Here is a 14877-nt window from a genome sequence, read left to right as displayed (position 1 = left end):
TCCCGCCGCCGGCAGCCGTCCATCCTAGGGCGACTGAGAATCGTTATCAACTGTGTTCGCGTTCGCCATCGACGCCGTGCATGGCAGTGAATGAGACCTGTTATCATTCACGGCTGCGCAGCAGCTTGGCGCTGCCTGCACCCGAGCCCGAGCGTCGATGACGCGACTGGGGTACCGATCCGGAGCCGCATGTCCGCCGTCAGTCCTCCAACCCACACCATTCCCGGGCTGCCCGCGCTGGTGTTCACCGCGCTTGCCGGCACCATGGCGATGATGGCCTTCGTGGCCGTCGTCGGGCCCGTGGTCCGCTTGCTGGGGCTGGCGGAGTGGCATGCCGGTCTTGCGGTCACCGCGGCCGGCCTGCTGTGGATGCTCGCCGCCCGGCGCTGGGGCCTGCTGAGCGACCGTATCGGCCGCCGGCGCGTGCTGCTGATCGCGCTGGCCGCATATGCCGCGGTGTACCTGGCGATGGCGGTGTTCGTCGATGTCGCGCTGCGCAATCCACCGGTGGTGCTGGTCTCGGTGCTGGCGCTGGTCGGCACCCGGGCGCTGGTGGGTCTGTTCTATGCGGCGGTGCCGCCCACTGCGGCCGCGCTGGTCGCCGATGGCGCGCGCCCGGGCCACCGTGCCGCGGTGATGGCACGGCTGGGTGCCGCCAATGCCCTCGGCATGGCGGTCGGACCGGCCGCGGCGGGCTGGATCGCCTTCCACGACCTGTCGCTGGCGCTGTACGTGGCGGCGGCCCTGCCACTGCTGTCGCTGCTGGTGGTGTGGTGGCGGCTTCCGCTCGACGGACCGCTGGTGGGCGACGCGCCGCGGCCGCCCCGGCAGGCGCTGACCTGGCGCGACCCGCGGCTGCGGCTGCCGGTGGGCGCGGTGTTCGCGGCGATGGTGTCGGTGACCATCGCCCAGGTGATGGTGGGCTTCTTCGCGATCGACCGGCTCGGCCTGTCTCCGGCCGATGGCGCCCGCGTGGCTGGCCTGTCGCTGACCGCGGTCGGTGTCGGGCTGATGGTGTCGCAGATGCTGGTGATGCGGCTGAAGTCGGTGCCGCCGTCGCGCTGGATCGCGCTCGGCGCCGCGATCAGCGCGATCGGCTTCGCCTCGCTGGCGCTGATCGACGTGCAGTGGCAACTGCTGCTGGCCTATGCGGTGTCGTCGTTCGGGATGGGCTTCGTGTTCCCGTCGTTCCAGGCGCTGGCGGCGGATTCCGTCGAGGCCCATGAGCAGGGCGCGGCCCAGGGCACGGTGGCCTCGGTGCAGGGGTTCGGCATGGTCATCGGGCCGCTGCTGGGCACGCTGCTCTACAGGGTGTCGCCCGGGGCGCCCTATCTGATGGTCGGTGCGGTGCTTGCGGTGCTGGCGCTGGCGGCGGTGCGGCACCGCCCGGGGTTGGCGTGATGAGCGAAGGCCCAATGTCGGCTGCGCCCGACCCGGTCACGGCGGCCCCCTGGTGCGGGCCGGCCCCCTCCGGCGCATTCCGCCTGCACACCCCTGCCGAACGGCTCGACGCCGAGGGCTGCCTGACGCGGCTGCCGTCGGGCCCCGCCGGGACCCTGGGTGCGCGGGTCGATGCATTCTTCGCGGCGCGCCCGGCCGGGCCGGCATTGCTGGTGGGCGCGCTGCCGTTCGACCCGCACGCCGACGACGCGCTCTACCAGCCGGAGCGGCGGCTGGCCGTCGGGATGCCTGGTCGCGACAACGGTGCGTGGCTGCAGCCGAGCGCGGCGGTGGCCGAGCCGTCCGAAGCCGACTATGCCGCGGCGGTGTCACGTTGCATGGCCCGCCTGGGGCAGGCGGACGATCCACAGGCCCTGCACAAGGTGGTGCTGGCGCGCAGCCTGCGGGTGGAAACCGCCACCCCGGTGGATCCGCAACGGCTGGCGGCGCGGCTGGGCGAGGACGCCAGCGTGACCACCTACGTGGTGCCGCTTCCGGTCACCGCCGGCGAGGCGCCCGCATGGCTGGTCGGGGCGACCCCGGAACTGCTGGTATCGCGGCGTGGCACCGCGGTGGTCTCGCATCCACTGGCCGGGTCGGCGCGGCGCTGGCATGACCCGGCGCGCGACGCCGCCGCGGCGAAGGCGCTGCTGGCGTCCGCCAAGGACCACGACGAACACCGCCATGTGGTCGAGGCGATCCTCGACACGCTGGCACCGCTGTGCAGCCGCCTGCACGCACCGGTGGCGCCGTCGCTGCATGCCACCCGCACCATGTGGCATCTCGGCACCCGCATCGAGGGCACGCTGAAGGATCCGGCGGTGTCGTCGGCGATGCTGGCCGGCCTGCTGCATCCCACCCCCGCCGTCTGCGGAACCCCGCGGCTGCCCGCGCTGGAGGCGATCCGCGCGCTGGAGCCTGTCGACCGCGGCTTCTACGCCGGCGCGGTCGGGTGGACGGATGCCGCGGGCGATGGCGAGTGGCATGTGTCGATCCGCTGCGCACGCGTGCAGGGGCGGGTGCTGCGGCTGTTCGCCGGCGCCGGCATCGTCGCCGGCTCCGAGCCCGCACTGGAGGTCGACGAGACCGCCGCCAAGTTCCGCGCCATGCTCGATGCGCTGGGCATCGACGACGTGCGCGCGCCATGACCGACGACGACGCACGATGAGCCAACCGCACGCTTCAACCCGACTTCCATTGCGCCAGGCCTGGCCCGATGCGTTCGTGGCCCGCTACCGCGCGGCCGGCTACTGGCGCGGCGAGACCTTCCCCGGCTTCCTGCGCGATCGCGCGCAGCGCCATGCCGGCGAAGTCGCGGTGGTGGGTGGCGATATCCGCTGGACCTATGCACAACTGTGGCAGGAGGTCGAGCGCATCGCCGCAGGCTTCCTCGCACAGGGCCTGGTGCCCGGCGACCGCGTGATCGTGCAGCTCGGCAATATCCCGGAATTCATCGCCGTGGCCTGCGCGCTGTTCCGCGCGCAGCTGGTGCCGGTGTATGCGCTGCCGGCACACCGCATCACCGAGGTCGCGCACTTCGCGCGCAAGGCCGAGGCCAGCGGCTACGTGGTGGCCGAGCGCTACGAGGGTTTCGACTACCGCACGCTGGCGCGTGAACTGCAGGCCGAAGTGCCGTCGGTCCAGCACGTGTTCGTGGTCGGCGATGCGCAGGAGTTCACCGCGGTATCCGCGCTCGATGGCGACCGCGCCACGCTGCCCGGTGATCCCGATCCGCAGTCGGTGGCGTTCCTGCAGATCTCCGGCGGCAGCACCGGGCTGTCGAAGCTGATCCCGCGCACCCACGACGACTACATCTACAGCTTCCGCGCCAGCAACGCGCTGTGCGGCATCGGCCGCGACAGCGTGTACATGGTCGCGTTGCCGGTCGCGCACAACTTCCCGATGAGTTCGCCCGGCTTCTTCGGTGCGCTGTACGCCGGCGCGCGGGTGGTGCTGAGCCCGGGGCCCGGGCCGGACGCGGCGTTCCCGCTGATCGCGCGCGAACGGGTGACCTGTGTCGGCCTGGTGCCGCCGCTGGCGCTGCTGTGGGCGGACGCCGCGGCGAAGACCATGCATGACCTTTCCAGCCTGCAGGTGGTGCAGGTGGGTGGCGCCAAGCTGGTGCCCGAAGCCGCGCGGCGCGTGGTCGCGGGACTGGGCTGCACCCTGCAGCAGGTGTTCGGGATGGCCGAGGGGCTGGTGAACTACACCCGCCTGGACGACCCCGACGACATCGTGCTCGGGACCCAGGGCCGCCCGATCAGCCCCGACGACGAGGTGCTGGTGGTCGACGACCACGGCAACCCGGTGCCGGATGGCGAGGTCGGCCACCTGCTCACCCGCGGGCCGTACACCATCCGCCGCTACCACAACGACGACGCCGCCAACACGCGCTCGTTCACCGACGACGGCTACTACCGCACCGGCGACATGGTGCAGCGGCTGCCCGGGGGCTGCCTCGTCGTGCAGGGCCGCGCCACCGACCACATCAACCGCGCCGGCGAGAAGATCTCCGCCGAGGAGATCGAGGACCATCTGCTGGCGCACCCGCAGGTGTTCGATGCCGCGGTGGTGTCGATCCCGGATGACTTTCTCGGCGAGCGCAGCTGTGCCTTCGTGATCGCGCGTGGCGAACAACCGAAGCCGGCGGCGCTGAAGGCCTGGGTGCGCGGACGCGGCCTGGCCGCGTTCAAGGTGCCCGACCAGGTCGTGTTCGTGGATGCGTTCGACACCACCGCGGTCGGCAAGATCAGCCGCCGCGAACTGCGCGCGCAGCTTCGCGCGCGCTTTCTGGCGGCGCAGGAGGCGCCGACACCATGACCGCGCGAGCGCACCGTTTGTATTTCCCGCAGGACCTGCGTGCCGGCGCGCCTGCCGCGACGCCCGGCGGCCGGCGCAGCCGCTGGGCGCCACTCCCGATTTGAAGACAAGCATGGCACTCCCCACCATCCCCACGTATCAACTCCCGCGCGCCGACGAGCTGCCGACGCCGCGTGGCGCCTGGCAACCGGAAACGCAGCGCATCGCGCTGCTGGTGCACGACATGCAGCGCTATTTCCTGTCGCGCTTCGACGCCGATGCCGCGCCGCTGGCGCCGGCCGTCGCCAACCTGGCACGGCTGCTCGAACGCAGCCGCGCGCTCGGTATCCCCGTGTTCTACACCGCGCAGCGCGGCGACCAGGATCGCCGTGACCGCGGCCTGCAGGCCGACCTGTGGGGCCCGGGCATGCAGGCGATCGAGGCGCACGAGGCGATCATCGACGCACTGGCGCCCGCGCCGGGCGACCATGTGCTGGTCAAGCACCGCTACAGCGCCTTCCAGCGCAGCAACCTCGAGCAGCTGATGCGCGTGCGCGGCCGCGACCAGTTGCTGATCACCGGCGTCTACGCCCACATCGGCCTGCTGTCGACCGCGACAGAAGCCTTCCAGCGCGACATCGAGACCTTTGTCGCCGCCGATGCGGTGGCCGATTTCTCGCGCGCCGATCACGATATGGCGCTGGCGTGGATCGCCCGCACCTGCGGCGTGCCGCTGGCCACCGACCGTCTCCTGGAGATCCTGCAGTGAACGCACCGAACGCCCTCACGCTTGAGCGCATGCGCGCCGACGTCGCCGACCTGCTCGGCGAATCGCCCGCCGACATCGGCGACGACGACAACCTGATGGACCTGGGCCTGGATTCGATGCGCGTGCTCGGCCTGGTGATGCGCTGGGGCGAGACCGGCATCGCGCTGGAATTCCCGCACCTGGCCGAGCACGTCACCCTGGCGGGATGGTGGGCGACCGTGCAGCAGCTGCAGAAGCAGGCGGGGCAGGGCTGATGGCGGTAGTGGTACGCGCCTGCCGCCCCGTGCAGTGGACCCGGTTCACCGCGGAAGCGCGCTCGCGCGCGATCGCGGATGTCCGTCAGGAGCGTCTGCCGCCATGTGCGTGACCCGCGGTAACGGCGTCGGATCCGGCTTGCCATGAGCGTCGTTCCCGATGCCGGTGAGGCCATGCCGCAGGTCGCTGCCGACACCGGCTGGCCGCTGACCGAGGCCCAGTCCGGCCTGTGGTACGCGCAGCGGCTGGCGCCGGACAACCCGGCGTTCAATACCGCGCATGCGCTGTGGATCGATGGCGCGCTCGATGTCGCGGCGTTCGCCAGCGCTGCCGACCGCGCCGCGCACGAAGCCACTGCGCTGCGGCTGCGCATGCGTGATGGCGACGACGGCCCCCGGCAGGTCGTCGACGACGCGCACCTGCCGCGGCTTGAATTCATCGACCTGTCCGTGGCCGTCGATCCCGCGGCCGCCGCGCGCGACGCCATGCGGCGCGACCGCGGCACCCCCGTCGATCCGGTGCGCGACCGCCTCGCGGTGCAGCACCTGTACCGGCTGGGTGCGGATCGCTTCGTCTGGTACTTCCGCGTGCATCACCTCGCCACCGACGGTTACGGCATGGCGCTGTTCGCCGATCGGGTCTGCGCGCTGTATGGCGCAAGCGGCGATGCAGACGCCGGTGCGCCGCTTGCGGCATTGCCGCCGGTGTTCGAGGAGGACGCCGCGTACCGTGTCTCGGAGCGTCGCGGGAAGGACGCCGCCTTCTGGCGTGAGGCCATGGCCGGCATGCCCGCGGCGACCGGCCTCGGCGGCGGTTTCGCCGCGGCCGCGCATCACTGCCACCGCCATGTCGTCGCCGTCGACGGGGACCTGCGCGCGGCACTGCTGGCCAGCGCGCAGCGCATCGGCCAGCCGTGGCCGGACGTGCTGACCGCGTTCACCGCCGAATACTGCCGGCGCATGTCCGGCCAGCAGGAAGCCGTGGTCGGCGTGCCGTTCATGGGCCGCCTGGGCAGCGCGTCGGCGCGGGTGCCGGCGATGGTGATGAACGTGCTGCCGCTGCGCGTACCGGCGACGCCGGAGACGGACGCCGCCGCTTTCGTGCAGGCGATCGCGCGCGCGCTGGTGCGTGGCCGCCGGCATGGCCGCTACCGTGGCGAACAGCTGCGGCGTGACCTCGGCCTGCTCGGTGGCCAGCGCCGCCTGCACGGCCCGCTGGTCAACGTGCAGCCGTTCTACCGCGCGCCGCGACTGGGGGCTCTGCAGGTCTCGCTGGAGATCCTCGGCACCGGCCCGGTCGACGATGTCACCATCGGTTTCCGTGGCGACGCGACCCATGCGCTCGACCTGGAGATCGAGGCCAACCCCGCGCTCTACGACGCCGACGACGTGGCCGCGCATGCCACGCGCCTGCTGGCCTTCCTTGCCGCCGCCTGCAGTGCGGAGCACATGGACGACGTGCCGCTGGCCACTCCGGACGAGGCCCGGCGCTACCTGTTCGAGGTCAATGCCACCGCGCACGCGGTGCCCGATACCACCCTCGCCGCGCTGATCGAACACAGCATGCAGGCCACCCCGGATGCGGTGGCCGTGGAGTTCGAAGGTGCGTCGCTGACCTACGGCGAGCTCGAACGCCGCACGCGCGCGCTCGCGCGGCAGTTGCAGGCGCTGGGTGCGGCCGCCGATGCGGTGGTCGCGGTGGCGCTGCCGCGTTCGCTCGAACTGATCGTCGCACTGGTCGCCACGCTGCGTGCCGGTGCCGCCTACCTGCCGCTGGACCGCGCCCATCCGGACGCGCGGCTGCAGCGCATCCTGCAGTCGGCGAAGCCGGTCTGCGTGCTGGCGGGCCAGGGCGATGCACCGCGTTTCGGCAATACCGCGCCGGTGCTGGTGCCGGACGCCTGGGGCACCGACACCGATGCCGCGCTCGCAGGCATGCCGCAACCGGGCGACGCCGCCTACGTGATCTACACCTCCGGCTCCACCGGCGAGCCGAAGGGCGTGGTGGTGGAGCACCGCGCGATCGTCAATCGCCTGGAATGGATGCGCACCCACTACGGCATCGACGCCTCCGACCGCATCCTGCAGAAGACCCCGGCCACCTTCGACGTGTCGGTGTGGGAGTTCTTCCTGCCGCTGCTGGCCGGCGCGCGGCTGGTAGTGGCGGCGCCCGACGCGCACCGCGACCCGCTGGCGCTGGCCCGGCTGATCCGCGACCGCGGCGTGACCACGCTGCACTTCGTGCCGTCGATGCTGGAAGCCTTCCTCGCCGCGCCGCAGGCGCAGGGGCTGGCAGTCCGGCGCGTGTTCTGCAGTGGCGAGGAACTCGGCGCCGACCTGCGTGACCGCTTCCACACCACCGTGCAGGCGGAACTGCACAACCTCTACGGTCCTACCGAGGCGGCGGTGGACGTCAGTTACTGGCCGGCGTCGGCGGACGACATCTCGCGCCCTGTGCCGATCGGTTTTCCGGTGTGGAACACGCGGCTGTACGTGCTCGATGCGCGGATGCGGCCATTGCCGGCGGGCGTGGTCGGTGATCTCTACCTTGGCGGCGTGCAGCTCGCACGCGGCTACCTCGGCCGCGACGACCTCACCGCCGAGCGCTTCATCGACGATCCACACGTGCCCGGCGCGCGCCTCTACCGCACCGGCGACGTCGCACGCTGGAGGCGCGATGGCGCGGTGGAGTTCCTCGGCCGCAGCGACCACCAGGTCAAGCTGCGCGGCCTGCGCATCGAACTCGGCGAGATCGAGTCCGCGATCCTCGCCAGCGCTGCCGTCCGCCGTGCCGGCGTGATCGTGCGCGAGGACCGGCCGGGTGACCGCCGCCTGGTCGCCTACCTGCAACCGGAAGGCGCGGTGGACCTCGCCGCGCTGCGCACCGCGGTGGCCGCACGCGTGCCCGACTACATGGTGCCGGCCGCATTCGTGGTGCTGGACGACTGGCCGGTGACCGCCAACGGCAAGCTCGACCGCGGCGCGTTGCCGGCACCGGTGCACGGGGCGGCCGCAGGCGAGGCGCCGCGTTCGCCCACCGGACAGGCGCTGGCCGCGCTGTTCGCGCAGGCACTGGGCCTGGACGCCGGTGCGGTTCCCGCCGACGCCGACTTCTTCGCCCTGGGCGGCGATTCGCTCTCCGCGGTGCACCTGCTGATGGCGATCCAGCGCCGCTTCGGCCGCGATCCCGGCCTCGGCGCACTGTTCGCGACGCCCACCGTCGCCGCGCTCGCCGCGCGCATCGACGCCGACGAAGAAGCGCCGGACCACGGTCTCGCGCCGCTGGTGCGCCTGCGCCGTGGCGATCCGGGGCGGGCACCGCTGTTCGTGGTGCATCCCGCCGGCGGTATCAGCTGGTGCTACCGCGAACTCGCGCGTGCGCTGTCGCCCGCGCGCGACGTGCATGGCCTGCAGTCACCGGCGCTGGACACGGCGCAGCCGTTGCCGGCCAGCATCGATGCACTGGCGGCGGGCTATGTCGAACGCGTGGCCATGCTGCAACCCGAAGGGCCGGTTCACCTGCTCGGCTGGTCGGTCGGCGGCATCCTCGCCCATGCGATGGCGGTGCGCCTGCGCGCGCTCGGGCGCGAGGTCGGCGTGCTGGCACTGCTCGATGCCTATCCGGCGGAGTGCTGGCGCGCCGAGCCGGAACCCGATCCCGTCGCCGCCCTGCGCGCCCTGCTGGCGATCGCCGGCTACGACCCGGAGGGGCATCCGGAACTCACCACCCGCGAGGCCATCGTCGACTTCCTGCGCCGTGGCGACAGCGCGCTCGGCAACCTGCCGGGCGGGGTGCTCGACGGGGTGGTGCGCACGGTCACCGACACCAACCGGCTGGTGCGCCAGCACCACCACGCGCGCTACGACGGCACCCTGCTGCATGTGCGCGCCGGCAACGACCACGCCAACCGTCCGCAGCTGCAGTCCTCGCTGTGGGCGCCGCACGCCGCGCTCGTCGAAGGGTTGGAGCTGCCGTTCCTGCATGCCGAACTCACCGGCCGCGATGCCACCACGCGCATCGCCCCGCTGCTCGATGCCCGGTTGCGGTGGTTCGAATCGGACCGCACGCACGATCGCTTGCCCGCGCAACGCCCGCACTCCGCCACCCCTCTCCCGTCGACGGGAGAAGGGCAGGGGTGAGGCAACCTCTCAGTCGACCACCCCCAGGACCCGCCATGCATCTCACCGGCTTTGAAGGCAGGATCGCGCTGGTCACAGGCGCCGCCGGCGGCATCGGCGCTGCGGTCGTCGCCCTGCTGCGCGACAGCGGCGCGAACGTGATCGCCACCGACCTCGCCGCACCGGCAATCGACGTCGACCACGTCCATGCCTTCGCCCTCGACGTCACCGATTCCGCCGCGGTCGATGCACTGGTCGCGCGGGTCGAAGCCGACATCGGCCCGATCGACCTCGCCGCCCATGTCGCCGGGGTACTGTCCACCACTGCCGTCACCGGGACCTCCGACGCCGAATGGCGCCGCACGTTCGCCGTCAACACCGACGGGGTCTTCCACGTCGGCCGCGCCCTGGCCCGCGTGATGGCGCCGCGCCGGCGTGGCGCCCTGGTGGTGGTCGGCTCCAATGCCGCCGGGATTCCCCGCCAGGCCATGGCCGCGTATGCCGCGTCGAAGGCCGCGGCCACGATGTTCGTGCGCTGCCTCGGCCTCGAACTGGCACCACACGGCGTGCGCTGCAACGTCGTTGCTCCCGGCTCGACCCGGACCCCCATGCAGACCGGCATGTGGGCCGACGACGGGGGCGAGGCCCGGGTCATCGCCGGCACCCTGGAGAACTTCAAGAGCGGGATCCCGCTGGGCAAGCTCGCCGAACCCGGTGATATCGCCAACGCGGTGATGTTCCTGCTCTCCGAGCAGGCCGGGCATATCGCGATGAGCGACCTCTACGTGGACGGTGGCGCCACCCTGCGGGCCTGAGCCGGACCGGGGGGGCGGCCCGGCGGTGCAGCCGCGGGAGGGTCCGCTGATCGCCACCCGGGCCTCACGGCCCGCGCCGCGGTTCGCGCATACTCCGGCCTGGTGTCCAGGCTGTACGGGGCGCGTCGTGGCGGCCCGCGCGCGGGACCGGTGGCCCTCAAGAAACCGCGCGAGTGGCCGATCTCACCGGGATAGCGGGCAGGGCGCCAGGCGTGTCCGTGGGGCTCATGTGGGTCACTGTCAGCAACGGATCCGGAGAACGAGGGAATGGCCCTGAGGGTTGAGGAACGCAAGGTCGCCGTCGCGGACCTCGTCGAGGGCATGTATGTCTGCCGGCTCGATCGCGACTGGGAAGGTACGCCGTTCCCGCTGCAGGGGGTGATGATCGCCGACCAGGCCGACATCGACCTGCTGGCGTCGCTGTGCGAGTGGGTCTATGTCGACACCCTGCTGGGCGTGGCACCGCCCGAACCCGTGGTGGTCGCCGCACCGGCACGCGACGTGGGCCCGGTGTTCGACAACAGCGAGATCGAGGCACTGCAGCACAGCCAGGCGTATCCGCAGCTGGCGGCGTTCGACACCGAACTGCCGCAGGCGCGCGAGGCGCAGGCCGAAGTGGTGCGCCTGGCCACGCGCATCCTCGACGAGGTCCGTGCCGGCCGGCCGATCGCCGCCGGCGAGGTCCGCGAGGCGGTGGAACCGATGGTGCGCAGCATGGTGCGCAATGCCGACGCCTTCCTGTGGGTGGACCGGCTGCGCGAGCGTGGCGACTACGCCTACGACCACGCGCTGGGCTGCAGCGCGCTGGCCGCCGCGCTCGGCCGCCACCTCGGCCTGCCCGAGCCCCTGCTGGTGGACCTGGCGGCGGGCGCGCTGCTGCTCGACATCGGCAAGCTGCGGGTGCCGCCCGAGCTGCTGGTGCGTCCCGGATCGCTGGACGCGCAGGAGATGCGCGAGGTGCAGGCCCATGTGCAGCATGCGCTGGACCTGCTCGACCATGGCACGGCGGTGCCGGCGCATGTCTGCGAGATGATCGCCACCCACCACGAACGCATCGATGGCAGCGGCTATCCGCACGCGCTGGAAGGCGATCGCATTCCGCTGCTGGGGCGCATCGCCGCGGTGATCGACTCCTACCACGCGATGACCAGCCCCCGCCCGCACCGGCCGGCGATGGCGCAGCACGTCGCGCTGCAGCAGCTCTACCGGGGCCGGAGCACCGCGTATGCCGGCGAGGTCGTCGAGCAGTTCATGCAGTGCATGAGCGTGTATCCGGTGGGCTCGCTGGTCGAGCTCAATACCGGCGAAGTGGCGATCGTGATGGCGCAGAACGCCGCACGCCGGCTGATGCCACGGGTGATGGTGCTGACCACGCCCGACCGCGAGGTGCTCGACCATTTCGGCACGCTGGATCTGATGATGCAGGGCGATCGCGATGCCGCCATCCGCATCGTCGGGGCGCTGTCGCCGGACGAGTGCGGCCTCGATCCGGTCGAGCTGTTCCTGTGAACCCGGCAACCGCGCGGGTGGCGCGCGAGCGGTGCTGAACCGCGGCGCCACCATGCAGGCGGTGGCGCAGGCGATCGCCGCCGGCAGCGGCGACGAGGAGCTTGCCGTGCTGGTGGTGCGGGGCCGGCGCACGCGCGAGACCGAGCTGTCGCTGGGCTACGCGGTGGCCGATGCGCTCGCCGCCGCGATGGAAGCGAAGCTGGTCGCCAGCCTGCGTGCCCAGGACACGGTGCTGCGGATCGGCGAACACGCGTTCGTGGTGCTGCTGCCCGGTGTGCGCGGGCGCCAGCACGCCGCGCTTGCGGCGGCCAAGCTGGTGCGCGCGCTGGGGCAGCCGTTGATGCTGGAAGGCTGGCAGCTGCATCCGTCGGTGACCGTCGGGCTGGCGTTGTACCCCTCCGATGGTGCCGACGCCGACACGCTGTGCCTGCACGCCGACCAGGCCTGCCACGAAGCACGCAACGAGGCGGACGGGTTCGCCTTCTGGCACCGGCCGGTGCATGCCGACAGCTTCACCCATGACGAGTTGCGCGATGCCCTGGCGCGCAACCAGCTGGAGCTCTACCTGCAGCCGGTCCTAGACCTGCACGGCAGCCGCATCTCCGGCTACGAAGCGCTGGCCCGCTGGAACCACCCGCGCATCGGCATGGTGCCGCCACCGGCATTCGTCGGCGAGGCCGAACACACGGGCCTGATCGGTGAACTCACGCGCTGGAGCCTCACCGTGGCGCTGCGCCATCTCGCGCAGCTGCGGCGCGAGGGCCATATGGTGCGCATGAACGTGAACCTGTCGGTGGTGGCACTGCAGATGCCCGGCTTCGCGCTGCAGGTCATGGATCTGCTGCGGGTCTGGCAGGTGCCGCCGGCGGCGCTGGCGCTGGAAGTGACGGAGAGTGCGCTGATGCGCGACGTCGTGCGCGCGCAGGGCGTGCTGGCGGAGCTGCACGACGAGGGCATCCGCATCTCCATCGATGATTTCGGCACCGGCTATTCGTCGATGGCCTACCTGCAGCGGCTGCCCACCGACGAGCTGAAGATCGACCGCAGCTTCGTGATCGACATCGCCACCAGCGACCGCGCCCGCCATCTCGTCGGCACGATGGTCGATCTCGGGCACAACCTGGGCCTCGAGGTGGTCGCCGAGGGGGTGGAGGACGAGGCCACGCTGGCACTGCTGCGCGACCTCGGTTGCGATCGCGCGCAGGGCTACGTGATCGGCCGCCCGCGCCCGGCGACCGACATCGTGTCCGCCGCCGGGGTCTGAGCGCGGCATCCGGCGACGGCCGCGCCGGTACCGGCTGCGGGTCAACCGATCGGCTCGTCGAGGATCAGCTGGCGCACGAAGCGCACCGGCGGCGCGCCCTTCGACAGCACCTCGTCGTGGTAGGCCTTGAGGTCGAACGCATCGCCGCGCTTCTCCTCGACCGCACGGCGCATGTCGAAGTGTTCCTGCGCACCGACGAAGTAGGTCGGCAGCTGGGCGGAGCTGACCTGCGCGCGGACCCACTTGCCGGCGGCCTCGCTCTCCTGCTGGAAGGTGGTGCGTACCATCAGTTCCATCGCCTGCTCGCGCTCCCAGCCCTCGACGTGCACGCCGATGTCGAGGATCGCGTTGGCCACAGAGCGCAGGTAGAACTTCAGCTGCACCAGCCGGAACAGCGGGTCGTGGTCGAGATAGCCGGCCTGCGCCATCACCTCCTCGGTGTACACCGCCCAGCCTTCGGCGAACGGTCCGGATCGCAGCACCGCGCGCAACGTCGACGGGTGGTCCACCGAATGCGCGCCTTCCAGGTAATGCCCGGGCACGCCCTCGTGGATCGACAGCAGGTGGATCATGCGGTCGTTGTACTCGCGCAGGAACGAGGTCGCCTGCGCGTCGCTCCATTCGTCGGGGATCGGCGAGATCGCGTAGTAGGTCTCCAGGCCCTTGTCGAGCGGGCCGGGCGAGTCGCAATAGGCCACGGCCACGCCACGCTGGAACTCCGGCATCTCGATGATGCGCACCGGCGCATCCGGCACGGTGACCAGGTCGTGCTCGCGGGTGAACGCGGTGGCCACGTCGAGCGTCTGCCGCGCGAAGTCGAACACCTGGTCGCGGGCGGGGCGTTCGGCATAGGCGAGTTCGAGCGCCGCCTCGATCGCCGCCTGCTGCTGCGCATCGTCGGGTGTCGCCGGCAACGCCGGGGCGCCGTCGCGGTCCTCCAGCACGTTCCGGGCGATGGTGTACATCTCGCTGCGCACGCGCGCGATATCGGCCTCGGCGCGCTGGCGGATCTCCTCGCGCGACAGCGAGGCGTTGAGCGAGTAGCGCAGCTTCTGGTCGAACAGCTCCGCACCGATGCGGAAGTCGCCTGCGGCATTCGGCACGAGGGTGCCGTCGATCCAGGCCTGGTGCTCCTCGACCGCGGCGCGCAGACCGGCTACCGCGGCATCCAGGCGCGAGCGTGCGTCGCCATCGAGGCTGCCGGCGTGAGGAGTGATGAACTGGTCCACCAGCGACAGCAGGCCGCGGTTCTGCCGTGCCACGGTGTCCGCATGCACCTTCGGCACCCGCGCCGGATCGAGGTTTTCGCGCATCTGTGCAAACAGCGTGGGCAGCGCTTCCATGCGCGCGGTCGCCGAGGCCAGGCGCTCGGGCAGCGGCGCGAACTCACGCGCCATCAGGTTGTAGATCGCGCCACCGGCCAGGCCGTTGTAGAGCAGCGGGTCCCAGGCCCATGACTGCAGCGTCTCCACGTTCCAGATAGTGGCTTCCAGGCGGTTGCGCAGCAGCAGCGCATCGACCTGGTTCTCGCGTGACAGCTGGCTGCCATCGATGCCATCGAGTTCGGCGAGCAGGGCGCGGTTGGCATCCACGGCGCGCTGGCGTCCTTCCGCGCTGAGGTCGTCGATGCGCGCATCGTGGCGATGCTCGCCGGTGCGGGTGGCGCTGATCGGCGACTGCTCGAACCAGGTGGCCAACGCGCGGTCGGCGAGTGCGGCAAAGGCCTGGTCGGCTTCGCCCTGTGCGTCCACGGTGGTCGTGGCAGCAGGGTTGTCCGTGGCGGCGGGGGTGGTCGACGGCTGGCAGCCGGCGAGGACAGCGATCAGCGACAGGGCAAGCAGGCTGTGGCGCATCGAAGCACTCCGCGAACGTGGGACGGCAGGGCGGCAAGCGTAGTCGCCGCGCCCG

10 protein-coding genes are annotated in these 14877 nt (G+C 71.7%); 9 read left to right on the top strand and 1 reads right to left on the bottom strand.

Going from position 1 to position 14877, the window contains the following annotated elements:
* Positions 1 to 189 precede the first annotated feature (189 nt).
* From LDO11_RS06650 to LDO11_RS06610, 9 genes are all read left to right on the top strand, one after another.
* Positions 190 to 1401 (top strand): MFS transporter, encoded by a 1212-nt coding sequence (locus LDO11_RS06650; RefSeq protein WP_232140830.1) that lies wholly within the window; start codon positions 190 to 192, stop codon positions 1399 to 1401.
* On the top strand, positions 1401 to 2588 hold the full coding sequence (locus tag LDO11_RS06645) for an isochorismate synthase (protein WP_232140829.1): 1188 nt from the start codon (positions 1401 to 1403) through the stop codon (positions 2586 to 2588). Before LDO11_RS06650 ends, LDO11_RS06645 begins: the two co-directional genes overlap by 1 nt.
* A gap of 16 nt (positions 2589 to 2604) precedes the next feature.
* Positions 2605 to 4260, top strand: a complete 1656-nt coding sequence (locus tag LDO11_RS06640) for a (2,3-dihydroxybenzoyl)adenylate synthase (RefSeq protein WP_232140828.1) — start codon at positions 2605 to 2607, stop codon at positions 4258 to 4260.
* A 112-nt stretch (positions 4261 to 4372) separates the two neighbouring features.
* Entirely contained in the window at positions 4373 to 5008 is a 636-nt protein-coding gene (locus tag LDO11_RS06635; protein WP_232140827.1) for an isochorismatase family protein, read from the top strand.
* A 29-nt stretch (positions 5009 to 5037) separates the two neighbouring features.
* Positions 5038 to 5262 (top strand): phosphopantetheine-binding protein, encoded by a 225-nt coding sequence (locus LDO11_RS06630; protein WP_232140914.1) that lies wholly within the window; start codon positions 5038 to 5040, stop codon positions 5260 to 5262.
* A 174-nt stretch (positions 5263 to 5436) separates the two neighbouring features.
* Complete coding sequence (locus LDO11_RS06625; RefSeq protein WP_343226109.1) at positions 5437 to 9402, top strand: non-ribosomal peptide synthetase; 3966 nt, start codon at positions 5437 to 5439, stop codon at positions 9400 to 9402.
* Positions 9403 to 9437: 35 nt separating this feature from the next.
* Entirely contained in the window at positions 9438 to 10196 is a 759-nt protein-coding gene (locus tag LDO11_RS06620) for a 2,3-dihydro-2,3-dihydroxybenzoate dehydrogenase (protein WP_232140825.1), read from the top strand.
* Between the two features lie 267 nt (positions 10197 to 10463).
* Complete coding sequence (locus LDO11_RS06615) at positions 10464 to 11705, top strand: cyclic di-GMP phosphodiesterase (protein ID WP_232140824.1); 1242 nt, start codon at positions 10464 to 10466, stop codon at positions 11703 to 11705.
* 31 nt (positions 11706 to 11736) lie between these two features.
* Entirely contained in the window at positions 11737 to 12969 is a 1233-nt protein-coding gene (locus tag LDO11_RS06610; RefSeq protein ID WP_232140823.1) for a putative bifunctional diguanylate cyclase/phosphodiesterase, read from the top strand.
* 41 nt (positions 12970 to 13010) lie between these two features.
* Here the strand turns inward: LDO11_RS06610 and LDO11_RS06605 are convergent, their stop codons facing one another.
* Positions 13011 to 14822, bottom strand: coding sequence for a DUF885 domain-containing protein (locus tag LDO11_RS06605; RefSeq protein WP_232140822.1), 1812 nt, complete (start codon positions 14820 to 14822; stop codon positions 13011 to 13013).
* Between the last annotated feature and the right edge of the window lie 55 nt (positions 14823 to 14877).

The organism is Alterluteimonas muca, from assembly GCF_021191595.1.
Taxonomy (GTDB): Bacteria; Pseudomonadota; Gammaproteobacteria; order Xanthomonadales; family Xanthomonadaceae; genus Luteimonas; species Luteimonas muca.
The sequence above is the reverse complement of the archived record's forward strand: the minus strand, read 5'-3'. Positions and strand labels throughout refer to the sequence as shown.

Coding starts and splice junctions, on each gene's coding strand:
- LDO11_RS06650 (WP_232140830.1), top strand. CDS start 190: ATGTCCGCCGTCAGTCCTCCAACCCACACCATTCCCGGGCTGCCCGCG.
- LDO11_RS06645 (WP_232140829.1), top strand. CDS start 1,401: ATGAGCGAAGGCCCAATGTCGGCTGCGCCCGACCCGGTCACGGCGGCC.
- LDO11_RS06640 (WP_232140828.1), top strand. CDS start 2,605: ATGAGCCAACCGCACGCTTCAACCCGACTTCCATTGCGCCAGGCCTGG.
- LDO11_RS06635 (WP_232140827.1), top strand. CDS start 4,373: ATGGCACTCCCCACCATCCCCACGTATCAACTCCCGCGCGCCGACGAG.
- LDO11_RS06630 (WP_232140914.1), top strand. CDS start 5,038: ATGCGCGCCGACGTCGCCGACCTGCTCGGCGAATCGCCCGCCGACATC.
- LDO11_RS06625 (WP_343226109.1), top strand. CDS start 5,437: ATGCCGCAGGTCGCTGCCGACACCGGCTGGCCGCTGACCGAGGCCCAG.
- LDO11_RS06620 (WP_232140825.1), top strand. CDS start 9,438: ATGCATCTCACCGGCTTTGAAGGCAGGATCGCGCTGGTCACAGGCGCC.
- LDO11_RS06615 (WP_232140824.1), top strand. CDS start 10,464: ATGGCCCTGAGGGTTGAGGAACGCAAGGTCGCCGTCGCGGACCTCGTC.
- LDO11_RS06605 (WP_232140822.1), bottom strand. CDS start 14,822: ATGCGCCACAGCCTGCTTGCCCTGTCGCTGATCGCTGTCCTCGCCGGC.